Below are 14,247 nucleotides of genomic sequence, written 5' to 3'. Positions count from 1 at the left end.
TCTGGCGTGCGGGCGGGCCGGGGCACCGGGGTCAGGACGTGGTCACGGTGAGCGTGCCGTCACCGTAGGACCGCTGGGTGCCGCGGACGAGGTAGGTGGCGGTCACCGGCGCGCCGCCCGAGGCACCGGCCGGGACGGTGACGGGAATGCGCATGTTCGCGCCCTGGCCGGGCTTGAGCGCCGGCACGGTGACCGAGGGCACGCTCCAGCCGGACGGCAGGGTCAGCGAGACCGAGCCGGAGGGCAGGTCCTTGTCGTTCTGGCTGACGACGCGGACGGTGACCTCGGTGGTTTTCCCGGCGGGCAGGGACGCGGGCGGGGTGACGGTGACGGGCGCGCAGACGCCGCCGAGCCACTGCACGTCGAAGGAGGAGTAGGTGATGTGCTGGTAGTTGCCGCGCTCCCAGAGCAGGCCCACCCGGTCGTTGCCCGCGGTGCCGGTGCCGAGCGGGGTGAGGGTGGAGTAGGCGGCGGCGCCGGACTCCACCGTCTTGCGGACCGGCCAGTTCTGCCCGTTGTCGCAGGACAGGCGGACGGTGAGGTTGCTGCGGCTGTTGGTGGTCGCCGTGTTGCTGAACATCAGCCACTGGGCCCGCGGGTGGGTGGCGGGCACGTCGGGTGCGAAGCGGGCGACGGAGCCGTTGTTGGCGGGGTCGGGCAGCTCCTTGTCCTGCTGGAACGGCGTGTAGGTGACGCCGCCGTCGGAGGAGTAGGCGACCGTGCGGTAGGGGGCGGAGCGGTTGTTGAGCATGATGCGGCCGTCGGACAGTTCGACGGTCTTGTTCTCGTCGCCGCCGGGGCCGACGGGCGTACCCATCCTCCAGGTGGCGCCGTGGTCGTCGCTGTAGGCGCTGACCGCGTAGTTGGCGCCGTTGTTGCGGATGGCGTACTGCTGGATCAGGCGGCCCTTGTAGGTGCCGTTGCGCACCTGGATGCCCTCGCCGGAGGCGGCGAACATGCCTGCCCAGGACGGGTTCTTGATCTCGGCGGTGATGCGGTCGTGCTTCCAGGTCAGGCCGTCGTCGTCGGAGTAGCTGTAGTCGGCCTGGAGGACGTTCGGGTCGCTCTCGTCGTTGCCGGTGGCCGAGCCGAAGAAGCCCTGGTTGACGGAGGCCGCGTAGAAGACGAAGACGCGGCCGGTCTCCCGGTCGACGAGGAGGCTGGGGTCGCCGAAGCCCTTGGGCGCGGCCTCCTTGCGGATCACCTGCTGGGCCTGCCAGGTGGTGCCGCCGTCGGTGCTGCGGCGCAGCACCACGCCGAGGTTGCCGGGCAGGTCGCCGAGGGTGGGGCGGGCGTCGTAGGCGGCGAGCAGGGTGCCCTTGGTGGTGCGGGTCAGTGCGGGGATGCGGTAGTACGGCGAACCGGTGCCGGCGGTGGCGATGTCCTGCGAGACGAGCGTGCCTGGGGCGGGGGCGGCCTGAGCGGCGGACGTGGCCGGGTGGGCGGCGGGGGTGCCGGCGACCAGGAGGGCCAGGGCGGCGCTCGCGGTGGTGACGGCGAGGGTGGCTCTACGCTGCATGAACGTGCCTCTTCTCGGTGAGGGGGTCAGGCGAGCTGGGGGTCGTGCAGGGTGGAGACGCCCGGGTCGACGGGCCGCGGGGTGGAGAACCGCTCCCGCACCCAGGCGAGTTGTGCGCGCCGGTGGTGTCCGGCGCCGCCCTCGTGGCCGTTGAACTCGTAGACCTTGAGGTTCTTGGCGCCGCCGTACAGGTGGTAGGCGGCGAAGCAGGTGGAGGGCGGGCAGACGGCGTCCATCATGGCGATGGAGAACAGGGACGGGGCGGTGGCGCGGGCGGCCAGCAGGGCCGCGTCGACGTAGGACAGGGTGGTGAACACCGTCTCGACGCGGTCGCGGTGCAGGCTCAGGTACTCCGCGATCTCGGTGTACGGCGGTGCGCCGGCGACCAGTGCCCCGCGCCGGATGTCGCACAGGAACGGGGTGTCGGGCATGACGCCCGCGAGGCCGGGGACGAGTCCGGCGACGGCGAGCGCGATGCCGCCGCCCTGGCTGTGCCCGGTGACGACGACGCGGTCCGGGTCGACGGCCGGGTGGGTCTTGGCGGCCTCGGTGAAGCGCACGGCGTCGGTGTAGACGCGCCGGTAGTAGTGGTCGTCGGGGCTGTCGACACCGCGGGTCAGGAAGCCGGGCACGTCGCCGTGGAGGGAGGCGGTGTCGGGGGTGGCGCCGGCGGCGGTGGACCAGCCCTGGCCGCGGGTGTCCATGATGAAGTGGGCGTAGCCGGCGTTGGCCCAGAGCACCTGCTCGTGCGGCAGTCCGCGGCCGCGCCCGTAGCCGAGGAACTCCACGACGCAGCCGAGCGGCCCCTCGGCCCCGGCGGGCAGGTGCAGCCAGCCCCGGACGGGTTCGCCCGCGAAGCCGGGCACGGTCACGTCGTAGGTCGTCACCTGGGTCAGGCCCGTGTCCTCGGGGGTGTAGCGCGGAGGTGCGCCGAGCGCGCGCGCCGTGCGCAGGGTGCGGTCCCAGAACGCGTCGAGGTCGGCGGGTTCGTCGAGGTCGGGGCGGAGTGCGAGGCACTCGGCGAGGGTGAGGTCCGTGAGCGGCATGGAGGGCCCCGGTGGGTGAGGCGTGCGCTCGGCGCAGCGCGGTGACGGTCGAGAGCAGACGTCTGATGTCTGCTGTCCTGGGACCCTAGAGACCCGGGCAGACGACCGTCAAGTGCTCCTGCGAGAAGCGGGAACCACCCCGGCGTGACGGATGGGACCCCGCCCCCATGACGGCAGGCATCGCCCCGCCACCGGCGTGGAACGGCGGATGCGGCCCCGGTGACCGGGGCCGCATCCGCCGAATCGGCGCCGGTCAGCGGCGCGCCCGGGCCTCCGCGATGCGCTGCCGCACGGGCTCGTAGTGCTCACTCAGCGCCGCCGCGAACTCGGCGGCGTCCCGGTCGCGCACCGCGTCCACGATCCGCTGGTGGTTGGCGATGGTGGCCGCCTCGTGTTCGTGCGTGAACACGTCGAGGTGCGGCGCGACGATGACGTAGACGTCCCAGAAGGCCGAGGAGAGCTGGCCGATCAGGTCGTTGCCGAGGGGGGCGAGCAGCAGGGTGTGGAAGGCACGGTCGGCCTCGACGAAGCCGTGCCCCTCACCGGCGCCGGCCCGGCGCATCTCGTCGACCAGGTTGCCCAGCCGGTCGATCTGCTCGTCGCTGAGCGCCTCGACGAGCCGCTCGGCCATGCCCCGCTCGAACAGCTCGCGGACCTCGATGAGGTCGCTCATCACCTGGAAGTCGTCGTCCGGGCTGAGCAGACCGCGGAAGGCCAGGCTCTCCACCAGCGCGGACAGGCTCAGCCGGCCCACATAGGTGCCGTGTCCGTGCCGCACCTCGACGATGTCGAGCGCGGTGAGGATCCTGATCGCCTCACGCACGCTGGAACGGCTGGCTCCGAGCGCCTCGCACAGGGCGGGCTCGGTCGGCAGCGGGTCGCCGGGGCGTAGCTCGTTGCGCAGAATGTACGACTTGATCCCGTCCACGACCTCCTGGCGCAACGGCTGTCGCACCGCCTTGGGTTCCGGTTCGGCACCCCGAATCGCCCTTTGTCCCACCGCCACCTCTTGACCCCTCTCCCTTGCCCGACTACGTTCCCACGCTATCAAGCATCAGACATCAGACGTCTGATGCATCCCGGCGGGATACGTTCACGCCGGACCGTCGTACAGAATCAGCCATTCCGCTTCCTCGCCCGTCTTTGACTCCCGCCAGGAGGGTTCCTTGACCCCGCGCAGCGCAACCGGCGTCGACCGCCGCACCTTCATGAGATACACCGGCGCCCTCGGTGCGGCGACCGCCATCACCGCGGGCCTGTCCGCCTGCGGTGGTCCGGGCAGCACCAATGACGGCTCCGGTGGTTCCGGCGGCAGCACCGACACCATCGAGGCCGGGCTGTCGTACCCGCTCTCCACGGGCTTCGACCCCATGATCACCTCCGGCGCGACCCCGTTCGCCGCCAACATGCACATCTTCGAGGGACTGGTGGACCTCGACCCGGCCACGCTGGCCGCCCGGCCGACACTGGCCACCGAGATGCCGAAGAAGATCAACGCGACCACCTACCGGGCGACCCTCCGCAAGGGTGCCACCTTCCACGACGGCTCGCCGGTCACCGCCGAGGACGTGGTGTTCAGCTTCGAGCGGGTCCTCGACCCCAAGAACGCCTCGCTCATGGCGCAGTTCGTGCCCTTCGTCGACCAGGTGACCGCGGTCGACACGGCGACGGTCGAGTTCAAGCTGAAGTACGCCTTCGCGCTCTTCCCCTCGCGCATATCCGTGGTGCGGATCGTGCCCAAGAAGATCGCCGGCGCCGACGCCAAGGCCTTCGACGCCAAGCCGGTCGGCTCGGGTCCCTACCGCTTCGTGTCGGCGGTCCGCGAGGACAAGATCGTGATGGAGGCGTACGACAAGTACAACGGTCCGCACCCCGCCAAGGCCAAGAAGATGGTCTGGCACCTGATCTCCGACCCGTCCGCCCGGGTCAGCGCGCTCAAGTCCGGCCGCGTCCAGGCCATCGAGGACGTGCCCTACATCGACGTCAAGGGCATCACGGGCAAGGACAAGGTGGAGTCCGTCCAGTCCTTCGGCCTGCTCTTCCTGATGTTCAACACCAAGGACAAGCGCTTCGCCGACAAGCGGGTGCGCCAGGCCCTGCACTACGCGCTCGACACCGAGAAGATCATCTCCACCGCCCTGCTGGGCAACGCCGAGGCCGCCACCGGCTACGTGCCGGCCACGCACCCCGACTACCGCAAGGCCGCCACCGTCTACGGCCACGACCCGGCCAAGGCCAAGAAGCTGCTCGCCGAGGCGGGCGCGGGCAAGCTCTCCTTCACGCTGCTCCTCACCGACAACGGCTGGGTCAAGGACATCGCGCCGCTGATCAAGGAGAGCTGGGCCGCGGTCGGCGTCGAGGCCAAGCTCGACATCCAGCAGTCCGCCGCGCAGTACGCCAAGATCGACAAGGGTGACTTCGAGGCTCTGGCCGCGCCGGGCGACCCGTCCGTCTTCGGCAACGACGCGGACCTGCTGCTGCGCTGGTTCTACTACGGCTTCTGGCCGGAGAACCGCTACGGCTGGGCGGGCAGCGCCGCCTACAAGAAGGTCAAGTCGCTGCTGGACAAGGCCGCCGCGGAGGCCGACGAGGCGAAGCGCAAGGACCTGTGGGCGCAGGTGACCGACACGGTCGCCGACGAGGCCGCCCTGTACCCGGTGCTGCACCGCAAGCTGCCCACCGCCTGGCGGGACGGGACGCTGCCCGGGTTCAAGCCGCTGCCCACCACCGGGCTGTCCTTCATCGACGTCGGCCGCGCCTGACCCGCACGCCCCGGCCGACGGGCCGCCGCGCCGTGACGGGCGGCGGCCCCCGCCCCAATCGCTAGGAACCTCACGATGGTTGCTTTTCTCCGGCTCGCGCTGCGCCGCGTCGCGATGATGCCGGTGATGATCCTCGGCATCGCCCTGCTGGTCTTCGTCGTCCTGCAGTTCTCGCCGGCCGACCCCGCGTACAACGCGCTCGGGGACAGCGCGAGTCCCGAGGCGCGTGCCGCGTTCGCCGAGGAACACGGTCTCAACGACCCGCTGCCCGTCCGGTACTTCGCCTTCCTCGGCGATCTGGTGCAGGGCGACCTCGGGGTCACCGTGGCGCCCAGCCAGCCGGTCGCCGACCGGATCGCCAACGCGTTCCCGCTCACCCTCCAGCTGACGCTGCTCGGCCTCACGCTGGCCATCGTGCTGGCCCTGGTCCTCGGCGTCACCAGCGCCGTGTACCGCGACCGCTGGCCCGACCAGGTCTTCCGGGTGCTGTCGATGATCGGCATCGCCCTGCCCTCGTTCTGGATCGGTGTCCTGCTCATCCAGCAGTTCGCGCTGAACATGCCGGTCTTCCCGACCGGCGGCTACGTCAATCCGGCCGACTCCTTCACCGGCTGGCTGGAGAGCCTCACCCTGCCCGCCGTCGCCCTCGCCCTGCCGGTCGCCTCCTCGCTGGCCCGGCTGATCCGCACCTCGATGGTCGCCGAACTCGACCGGGACTACGTGCGCACCGCCCGCGGCAGCGGCCTGCCCCCCTTCATGATCATCCGGTCGGTGCTGCGCAACTCCCTGATCACCCCGCTGACCGTGCTCGGCGTCAAGGTGGGCTACATGCTCAGCGGCGCCGTCGTCATCGAGGCGATCTTCGACCTGCCCGGCATGGGCAAGCTGATCCTCGAAGGCGTCAACGGGGGCGACGTGGGGCTGGTCCAAGGCACCGTGCTGACGATCGCCGTCGCGTTCCTCGTGGTCAACGTCGTCGTCGACCTGCTCTACCTGCTCGTCAACCCGCGCATCAGGACGGTGTGATGTTCGCTCCACGCTCCCTCGCCGAGCGGCTCCGGCCCGGCACCCGCCTGCGCCGCCTGCCCGTGCCCTCCCGGATCGCGCTCGCGGTCCTCCTCGTCGTGGTGCTGGGCGCCGTCTTCGCACCGCTGCTCACCCAGGACCCCCTCGCCACCGGCACCCCGGCCCTGCCGCCGGACGCCGACCACTGGTTCGGCACCGACCGGGCCGGCCGTGACGTGTTCGCCCGCGTCGTGCACGGCGCCCGCTACTCCCTGGTCATCGGGTTCGGCGCGACCCTGCTCGCGCTGGCCATCGGCTCGTCCCTGGGCGCCCTCGCGGCCACCTCGCGCAAGTTCGCCGACGAGTCGGTGATGCGCACGCTGGACGTCGTCATGTCGTTCCCGCCGATCGCGCTGGCCGCCGTGCTGGTGGCCGTGTTCGGCGCCAGCGTCCCGGTGATCATCTTCACCATCGCCTTCGTCTACTCGCCCTCGCTCGCCCGGGTCGTCCGGGCCAACGTGCTGGAGCAGTACGGCGAGGACTACGTCGCCGCGGAGCAGGTCATCGGTGCCCGCCGCCACTACATCGTGGCCCGGCACGTCGCCGTCAACTGTGCGGCGCCGGTGCTGGTGTTCGCGACCGTCATGGTGGCCGACTCGATCATCTTCGAGGCGAGCCTGTCCTTCATCGGCGCGGGCGTGCAGGACCCCGACCCCAGCTGGGGCAGCGTGCTGGCCTACGGGCGGCAGATCCTGCTCTCCGGCGGCTGGTGGGCGACCCTCTTCCCGGGCCTGTGCCTGCTGATCACGGTGCTCGCTCTGAACGTCCTGTCGGAGGGCATGACGGACGCAGCAGCCTCCCCGGACAAGGCCCGCGCCGACGGCGGCGACACCGTCGAGAAGATCGCCGCCGCCGAGCCGGCCGCGGACCGGAGCGCCGCCGACGCCGCGCTCACCGAGCTCGCCACCCGGATCGAAGCCACGGAACCCGCCGTGCCGCCGCTCGCCCAGGACGCCGCCGACCTGCTCGTCGTACGCGACCTGTCGATCCGCTTCCCCGACCGCTACGGCGACATCCCCGTCGTCGACGGCATCTCCTTCACGGTCCGCGAGGGCGAGACGCTGGGCCTGGTCGGCGAGTCCGGCTGCGGCAAGTCGATCACCAGCCTGGCGATCATGGGCCTGCTGGCCCGCAACGCCGAGGCGTCGGGTGAGATTCTCTACCGGGGCCGCGACCTGCTGAAGCTGTCGCCGAAGGAACGCCGGGCGCTGATGGGCCCGGAGATCGCGATGGTCTACCAGGACGCCATGTCGTCGCTGAACCCGTCGGTGCTGATCGGCACCCAGCTCAAGCGGCTCACCTCCCGGGGCGGCACCCGCACCCCGGCCGAACTGCTCGAACTGGTCGGCCTGTCCCCCGAGCGCACCCTGCGCAGCTACCCGCACGAGCTGTCCGGCGGTCAGCGTCAGCGTGTGCTCATCGCGATGGCGCTCTCCCGCAGCCCGCGGCTGCTGATCGCCGACGAGCCGACCACCGCGCTCGACGTGACGGTGCAGGCCCAGGTCGTCGAGCTGCTGGTGCGGCTGCGCGACGAACTCGGCTTCGCCATGGTGCTGGTCTCGCACGACCTCGCCCTGGTCGGCGACCTCGCCCACCGGGTGGCGGTCATGTACGCGGGGCAGGTCGCGGAGGCCGGTGACACCCGGGCGCTGCTGACCGACCCGGCACACCACTACAGCCGGGGCCTGCTGGGCTCCGTCGTCTCGCTGGAGGCGGGCGCCGAGCGGCTGCACCAGATCCGTGGTGTGGTGCCCGCGCCGAAGGCGTTCGGCGCCGGCTGCCGTTTCGCCTCGCGCTGCACCGCCGCCACCGAGCTGTGCGCCACCACCCCGCCGCCCGCCACCGACCGCGGCGACTCCCCCGACCACCTGTTCGCCTGCCACCACCCGGCGCCCGTGCGCCCGTCGGCCAAGTCGCTGGAGGGTGCCCGATGACCGCCCCCGAGGAAACCATGACGGACCCGCTGGTGCGGCTCGACGGCATCCACGTCCGGCACAAGGCGCGCAGCGGAGGCATCCTGCGCCGGGACGCCGTGCACGCCCTGACCGACGCCTCCCTGGAGGTGCGGCGCGGCGAGATCCTCGGCCTGGTCGGCGAGTCCGGCTGCGGCAAGTCCACCCTGGCCCGGGTGGTCACCGGGCTCCAGCGCCCGACCGAGGGTCAGGTGTACTTCAAGGGCCAGGACCTGTGGACGATGCCCGCGGGGGAACGCCGGAGCCGCTTCGGGGCGAGTGTCGGGGTGGTCTTCCAGGACCCGTCCACCGCGCTGAATCCGCGCCTGCCGGTACGGCGGATCCTGCGCGACCCGCTGGACGTGCACGCCCGGGGCACCCGCGCCGAGCGCGAGCAGCGCGTCGAGGAGCTGCTGGACCTGGTGGGCCTGCCCGGGCACACCCTGGGCGCGCTGCCCGGCCAGCTGTCGGGCGGGCAGCGTCAGCGGGTGGCGATCGCCCGCGCCCTGGCGCTGGAGCCGGAGCTGATCGTCGCCGACGAGCCGACCAGCGCCCTGGACGTGTCGGTGCGCGCGCAGATCCTCAACCTCCTGGTGGACCTGCGTGCCCGGCTCGGCCTGGCGATGGTCTTCATCTCCCACGACGTGCAGACCGTGCGGTACCTGGCCGACCGGATCGCGGTGCTGTACCTGGGCCGTGTGGTGGAGGAGGGCCGGTCCGCGCAGGTCACGGGCGACTCCCGGCACCCGTACACCGAGGCACTGCTGTCGGCCACGCCGAGTCTGCTGGAGCGTCCCGAGCGGATCGTGCTGCACGGTCCGGTGCCCTCGGCGACGAACCCGCCGTCCGGCTGCCCGTTCCGCACCCGCTGCTGGAAGGCGGACGACGCCTGCGCCACCGTGTTCCCGGCCGCCTCCGACGGCCCGGACGGCCACCGCTGGCACTGCGTCCACCCGCAGCCGGCCGCCGGGGCCGGCACGGTCCCGGCCGCCCGCGCCGTCTGACCGCGCCGTCTGACCGCCCGCGCCGGCGGGCCGGGACCCGTCCCGCCCCGCCGGCGTCGGCTTCGGCTTCGGCTTCGGCTTCGGCTTCGGCGTCGGCTTCGGCTTCGGCTTCGGCTTCGGCTTCGGCGGCAGGGAACCGGGGGAACATCTCCCTTCCCGCCGGTGTTGGCGCCCAGGGGTACAGGAAAGGCGGAGTCGTGCACGGTGAGTACAAGGTCCCGGGCGGCAAACTCGTCGTCGTGGACGTCGACGTGGAGGACGGCGCGCTGCGTCACGTGCGCGTGGCGGGCGACTTCTTCCTCGAACCCGACGAGGCGCTGGACGCCGTGAACGGCGCCCTGGAGGGCGCCCCGGCCGACACCGACGCCGCCGGTCTCGCCGCGCGGATCGAGGCCGCCCTGCCCGAGGGCACCGTGATGTACGGGCTGACCTCGGAGGGCGTCGGCATCGCGGTGCGCCGCGCCCTCGCGCACGCCACCGACTGGACCGACTACGACTGGCAGCTCGTCCACGAGGGCCCGCAGTCGCCCGCGCTGCACATGGCCCTCGACGAGGTGCTGACCGCCGAGGTCGCGGCGGGCCGGCGGCCTCCCACGCTGCGCGTGTGGGAGTGGGCCTCCCCCGCGGTGATCATCGGCAGCTTCCAGTCGCTGCGCAACGAGGTGGACGCCGAGGGCGCCCGCCGGCACGGCGTCGACGTGGTGCGCCGCATCTCCGGCGGCGGGGCGATGTTCGTGGAGCCCGGCAACACCATCACCTACTCCCTGTCGGTGCCGGAGGCGCTGGTGCAGGGCCTGTCCTTCCAGGACAGCTACGCCTATCTCGACGACTGGGTGCTCGGCGCGCTCGGCGACATGGGCATCAAGGCCTGGTACCAGCCGCTGAACGACATCGCCACCGACCAGGGGAAGATCGCCGGCGCCGCGCAGAAGCGGATCGTGGGCCCGGGCGGCGGACCCGGCGCGGTGCTGCACCACGTGACGATGTCGTACGACATCGACGCGGACAAGATGCTCGAGGTGCTGCGCATCGGCAAGGAGAAGCTGTCCGACAAGGGCACCAGGAGCGCGAAGAAGCGGGTGGACCCGCTGCGCCGGCAGACCGGCCTGGCGCGCGAGGCGGTCATCGGGCGGATGGTCGACTCCTTCCGCGCCCGGTACGGCCTGACGGAGGGCAAGGTGACGGACGAGGAGCTGTCGCGCGCTCGGGAACTCGCGCGGACGAAGTTCACCTCACCGGAGTGGGTCGCCCGGGTGCCCTGACGCTCAAATCCCCCTATTCGCAGAGGAACAACGGCAACCGGCCGCCGTCGCGGGACCACCCCGTCACCGCGTGCCTACGGAGCGAGTTGAGCCCTTCCGCACCGTGACGATGCGTGTGACACTGGCGTCCCGTCCGCTGTGCGGGCCCCCTCCGCACCGTCCCCCACGAGAAGTGCGCCGTGCGTTCCTTTCCTCTGCCGATCGCCCTGACCGCCCGTCTGTCCCCGGTGGTCGTCCTCGCCGCGGCCGGATGGGCGCTGTCCTCCGGCCCGCTGGCCCCGCCCGAGGCGCCCGAGAAGAAGCCGACCGGGAAGGCGGCGGCCCAGTCCCCGGCCGCCCCGTCCGAGACGCGGGCGGTGAAGACGTACTCCGCGGCGCCCGCGCCGTGCACCGCGCTGAGCGCCAAGACCGTCAAGTCCCTTGTGCCGGGCGCCAAGACGGCCGGCAAGGAGATACCGTCCACGGACTCCGGGCTGCGCCGCACCTGTTCGTGGAACGCGCTCAAGGGCTACGAGTACCGCTGGCTCGACGTGTCGTTCGAGGTGCTGGACTCCGACGAGGCGGCGGAGCAGTCGTACGGCGGGCGGCTGGAGGAGAAGAGCGGCGGGGGCGCGGTGCCGGGGGTCGGCGACGCGGCGTACTCGGTCGTGAACCTCACCACCGAGGACAAGCAGCAGACGCGTGAGGGCGTCGTGGTGGCCCGCTCCGCCAACGCGCTGGTGATCGTCACGTACAACGGCAGCGACTTCGAGTCGAAGAAGGCGCCGGGTACGGAGGAGATCAACAAGGGCGCGATCAAGGCCGCCAAGGAGGCGGTGGCCGCGCTGGCGAAGGCGCGAGGCTGAACCGGAACTAATGGTTCCGTGACATCTGTCACAGCCCGTTCGCGATCTGACCGGGTCGCTTAGTAGACCTCGCGGCGGCGACATGGGGGACTTGTCCGTCTTGGCCGGACAGGGGGCCGGGCCCGTCCGGGCGGTGGTCCGGCGGGGATCGGTGGCACCCCGGTTCGTCGCCGCATGCGGCTTTCTGACGCGACGGCAGACGGTCCGCCCGGCCCCGCCCGGGCGGGTCGGCACGCTCCCCCGCCCGTCGCAAGGCCCTCGGGAACCTACGAAAACGAGTAGTAGAGAGGCCCTTTGCGCCCCGCGCCGGGCCGTCCCGAGAATGACCAGCCTCCGCACACCCAGGGGTGAGGTCACGTATGGGAATCCATCGCCATCAGCAGAAGTACCGGCGGACGGTCGTCGCCGCGGTCGCCGTCGGCGTCATAGGCATACCCTCGGTCGCCATGGCCTGTACCGACTGGCCGGGCGACGGGCAGCGGGAGGACCGCACGACCGCGGTGCCGTCCGCCGGCGAGGACCGCTGGGACGGGCCCGGCTGGTACGGCCGCTGGCGCAGCCAGCACGACACCGACCCCACGCCGGTGGCGTCGGACGCGCCGAGCGCCTCCGCGAGCCCGTCGGAGGACGCCCGCGCGAAGCACGGCGGGAAGCCCTCGCACAAGCCGAAGAACACGCACAAGCCGAAGAAGAAGGCCACGAAGCCCGCCTCCGCGGCCCCCTCCACCACCTCGGCCGCCCCGAAGCCCACCACCGCGGCCCCGAAGCCGTCGACGGCGGCTCCCGCGCCCACCACCGCGGCCCCGGCGCCGACGACCACCACCCCGAAGCCGACCGCCACCGCCTCCGGTGCCGTCGCCCGGGTCGTGGAGCTGGTCAACGCCGAACGTGCCGAGGCCGGCTGTTCCCCGGTGACGGCCAACGCCACCCTGAACACGGCCGCGCAGCGGCACAGCGAGGACATGGCGTCGACCGGAACCATGTCGCACACCGGCTCGGACGGGTCCGACCCCGGTGCCCGCATCACCCGCGCCGGCTACACCTGGAGCACCTACGGCGAGAACGTCGCCTACGGCTACTCCACGCCCGAGCAGGTGATGCAGGGCTGGATGACCAGCCCCGGCCACAAGGCGAACATCCTCAACTGCTCGTTCAGGGAGATCGGCGTCGGCCTGTCCGGCACCTACTGGACGCAGGACTTCGGCACGGCCCGCTGAGGCCGGCTCCCCCGGGCGCCCCGGGGCGGCGGCGGGTCCTCACACCCGCCGCCGCCCCGCCATGAGCGCGACGTACACGACGAGCGAGGCCGCCAGGCCCACCGCCCAGCCGTAGTCCGCGAGGGGCTTCAGGAAGGGGATCAGCCCGTCCTCCGGGAAGGGGCCCTTGCCGGGCGCCGAGTGGGAGCCGCCCACCGCGAGCACCCCGCCGACCGCGAAGGCCACGACGGCGTGCACGTTCCAGCCGGAGGTGTACCAGTAGCGTCCGCCCGGCGTGTACAGGTCGGGCAGGTCCAGCACGGTGCGGCGCACGATCCAGTAGTCGGCGATGAGGATGCCGGCGACCGTGCCGAGCAGCCCGCCGACCAGGCCGAGCCAGGTGAAGATGTACAGCTCCGGTGTCTCGGTGAGCTTCCAGGGCATGATGACCACGCCCACGACACCGGTGATCAGCGCGCCGGTGCGGAAGCTGATGAGGCGCGGCGCCAGGTTCGCCAGGTCGTAGGCGGGTGACACCACATTCGCGGCGATGTTCACGGAGATCGTGGCGACGAGCACGGTGATCAGCGCGAAGAGCAGTCCGAAGACGTTGTCGGTCTTGGCGGCCAGCGCCACCGGGTCCCAGATCGCGGCGCCGTAGACGGCCTGCGAGCCGGAGGTGACGAACACCGACAACAGCGCGAACAGCGTCATGGTGGTGGGCAGTCCGAGTGTCTGCCCCCAGACCTGGGCGCGCTGCCCCGCGCCGAAGCGGGTGAAGTCGGGGATGTTCAGGCTGAGCGTCGACCAGAAGGCGATCATGCCCATCAGGGACGGGAAGAACACCGGCCAGAAGTCGGCGCCCCAGCCCAGCTTCGAGGGCTGGTCGAGCAGCGGACCGAGACCGCCGGCCTTGTTCGCGACCCACGCCAGCAGCACCAGCGCGCCCACGATGACGAACGGCGCGGCCCAGTTCTCGAACCGCCGCAGGGTCTCCATTCCCCGGTAGATGATGGCCAGTTCGAGCGCCCAGAACAGCACGAAGCACACCCACAGCGTCCACGGCTGGCCGCCCACCTCGGACGCCTCGGCCCAGCCGCCGAACAGCTTGCCGAGCAGGACGAAGATGCCCTGGCCGCCGATCCAGGTCTGGATGCCGAACCAGGCGCAGGCGACCCCGGCCCGGATGAGGGCGGGCAGGTTGGCGCCGCGCAGTCCGAAGGAGGCACGGGCCAGCACCGGGAACGGGATCCCGTACTTGGGGCCGGCGTGCCCGGTCAGCAGCATCGGCGCGAGCACGACGACGTTGGCCAGCGCGATGGTGAAGACGGCCTGCTTCCAGTCCATGCCGAGCGCGACCAGCCCGGACGCCAGCAGCCAGGACGGGATGTTGTGCGCCATCCCCACCCACAGGGCGGTGAAGTTGTACGTGGTCCAGCGGCGCCGGGCCAGCGGTACGGGCAGCAGGTCGTCGTTGACGAAGCGGGCGTCGGTGAGGGCGGTGCCCGGCGGGAGCTCGACGCGCCCCGCCGGGTCGGGTATCGGATTCTCGGACGGCGCCGGCGGAACGGTCGCGGTCATGGGCGTGCCTTTCGC

General features: G+C 71.9%; 11 protein-coding genes. 7 read left to right on the top strand and 4 right to left on the bottom strand.

What is annotated here, in order from left to right; genetic code table 11:
• Positions 1 to 31: 31 nt before the first annotated feature.
• The 3 genes from ACIF8S_RS20090 to ACIF8S_RS20080 all read right to left on the bottom strand — a co-directional run bounded on the left by ACIF8S_RS20090 (position 32) and on the right by ACIF8S_RS20080 (position 3,571).
• Positions 32 to 1,519: an exo-alpha-sialidase gene (locus tag ACIF8S_RS20090; RefSeq protein ID WP_400000494.1), complete on the bottom strand. Its 1,488-nt coding sequence runs from the start codon at positions 1,517 to 1,519 to the stop codon at positions 32 to 34.
• A gap of 26 nt (positions 1,520 to 1,545) precedes the next feature.
• Positions 1,546 to 2,565 (bottom strand): acetylxylan esterase, encoded by a 1,020-nt coding sequence (locus tag ACIF8S_RS20085; protein WP_400000492.1) that lies wholly within the window; start codon positions 2,563 to 2,565, stop codon positions 1,546 to 1,548.
• A 253-nt stretch (positions 2,566 to 2,818) separates the two neighbouring features.
• Positions 2,819 to 3,571 (bottom strand): FadR/GntR family transcriptional regulator, encoded by a 753-nt coding sequence (locus ACIF8S_RS20080; protein WP_400000490.1) that lies wholly within the window; start codon positions 3,569 to 3,571, stop codon positions 2,819 to 2,821.
• 202 nt (positions 3,572 to 3,773) lie between these two features.
• Between ACIF8S_RS20080 and ACIF8S_RS20075 the strand changes: the two genes are divergently transcribed.
• The 7 genes from ACIF8S_RS20075 to ACIF8S_RS20045 all read left to right on the top strand — a co-directional run bounded on the left by ACIF8S_RS20075 (position 3,774) and on the right by ACIF8S_RS20045 (position 12,672).
• Entirely contained in the window at positions 3,774 to 5,327 is a 1,554-nt protein-coding gene (locus tag ACIF8S_RS20075) for an ABC transporter substrate-binding protein (protein ID WP_400000785.1), read from the top strand.
• Positions 5,328 to 5,402: 75 nt separating this feature from the next.
• A complete protein-coding gene (locus ACIF8S_RS20070) occupies positions 5,403 to 6,353 on the top strand; it encodes an ABC transporter permease (protein ID WP_024883908.1) in 951 nt (316 codons plus the stop codon).
• Entirely contained in the window at positions 6,353 to 8,326 is a 1,974-nt protein-coding gene (locus tag ACIF8S_RS20065) for a dipeptide/oligopeptide/nickel ABC transporter permease/ATP-binding protein (RefSeq protein ID WP_400000488.1), read from the top strand. Before ACIF8S_RS20070 ends, ACIF8S_RS20065 begins: the two co-directional genes overlap by 1 nt.
• On the top strand, positions 8,323 to 9,348 hold the full coding sequence (locus ACIF8S_RS20060; RefSeq protein WP_400000487.1) for an ABC transporter ATP-binding protein: 1,026 nt from the start codon (positions 8,323 to 8,325) through the stop codon (positions 9,346 to 9,348). The genes ACIF8S_RS20065 and ACIF8S_RS20060 overlap by 4 nt, the downstream gene beginning before the upstream one ends.
• A 197-nt stretch (positions 9,349 to 9,545) precedes the next feature.
• Positions 9,546 to 10,610, top strand: coding sequence for a biotin/lipoate A/B protein ligase family protein (locus tag ACIF8S_RS20055; RefSeq protein WP_349800049.1), 1,065 nt, complete (start codon positions 9,546 to 9,548; stop codon positions 10,608 to 10,610).
• 179 nt (positions 10,611 to 10,789) lie between these two features.
• Complete coding sequence (locus tag ACIF8S_RS20050; RefSeq protein ID WP_400000485.1) at positions 10,790 to 11,455, top strand: hypothetical protein; 666 nt, start codon at positions 10,790 to 10,792, stop codon at positions 11,453 to 11,455.
• A gap of 359 nt (positions 11,456 to 11,814) precedes the next feature.
• Positions 11,815 to 12,672, top strand: coding sequence for a CAP domain-containing protein (locus ACIF8S_RS20045; protein WP_400000483.1), 858 nt, complete (start codon positions 11,815 to 11,817; stop codon positions 12,670 to 12,672).
• A gap of 39 nt (positions 12,673 to 12,711) precedes the next feature.
• Here ACIF8S_RS20045 and ACIF8S_RS20040 read toward each other — a convergent pair whose 3' ends face one another.
• Positions 12,712 to 14,232: an NCS1 family nucleobase:cation symporter-1 gene (locus tag ACIF8S_RS20040; protein WP_400000481.1), complete on the bottom strand. Its 1,521-nt coding sequence runs from the start codon at positions 14,230 to 14,232 to the stop codon at positions 12,712 to 12,714.
• Positions 14,233 to 14,247 lie beyond the last annotated feature (15 nt).

The sequence above is a fragment of the Streptomyces sp. NPDC085937 genome (assembly GCF_044540535.1).
GTDB lineage: Bacteria > Actinomycetota > Actinomycetes > Streptomycetales > Streptomycetaceae > Streptomyces.
Note: the sequence above shows the minus strand (reverse complement) of the source record. Positions and strands in the feature narration are given on the sequence as shown.

Excerpts from the sequence above, each read along its gene's own strand:
- ACIF8S_RS20085 (WP_400000492.1), bottom strand. The coding sequence starts at position 2,565 with ATGCCGCTCACGGACCTCACCCTCGCCGAGTGCCTCGCACTCCGCCCC.
- ACIF8S_RS20075 (WP_400000785.1), top strand. The coding sequence starts at position 3,774 with ATGAGATACACCGGCGCCCTCGGTGCGGCGACCGCCATCACCGCGGGC.
- ACIF8S_RS20065 (WP_400000488.1), top strand. The coding sequence starts at position 6,353 with ATGTTCGCTCCACGCTCCCTCGCCGAGCGGCTCCGGCCCGGCACCCGC.
- ACIF8S_RS20070 (WP_024883908.1), top strand. The coding sequence starts at position 5,403 with ATGGTTGCTTTTCTCCGGCTCGCGCTGCGCCGCGTCGCGATGATGCCG.
- ACIF8S_RS20045 (WP_400000483.1), top strand. The coding sequence starts at position 11,815 with ATGGGAATCCATCGCCATCAGCAGAAGTACCGGCGGACGGTCGTCGCC.
- ACIF8S_RS20040 (WP_400000481.1), bottom strand. The coding sequence starts at position 14,232 with ATGACCGCGACCGTTCCGCCGGCGCCGTCCGAGAATCCGATACCCGAC.
- ACIF8S_RS20060 (WP_400000487.1), top strand. The coding sequence starts at position 8,323 with ATGACCGCCCCCGAGGAAACCATGACGGACCCGCTGGTGCGGCTCGAC.
- ACIF8S_RS20090 (WP_400000494.1), bottom strand. The coding sequence starts at position 1,519 with ATGCAGCGTAGAGCCACCCTCGCCGTCACCACCGCGAGCGCCGCCCTG.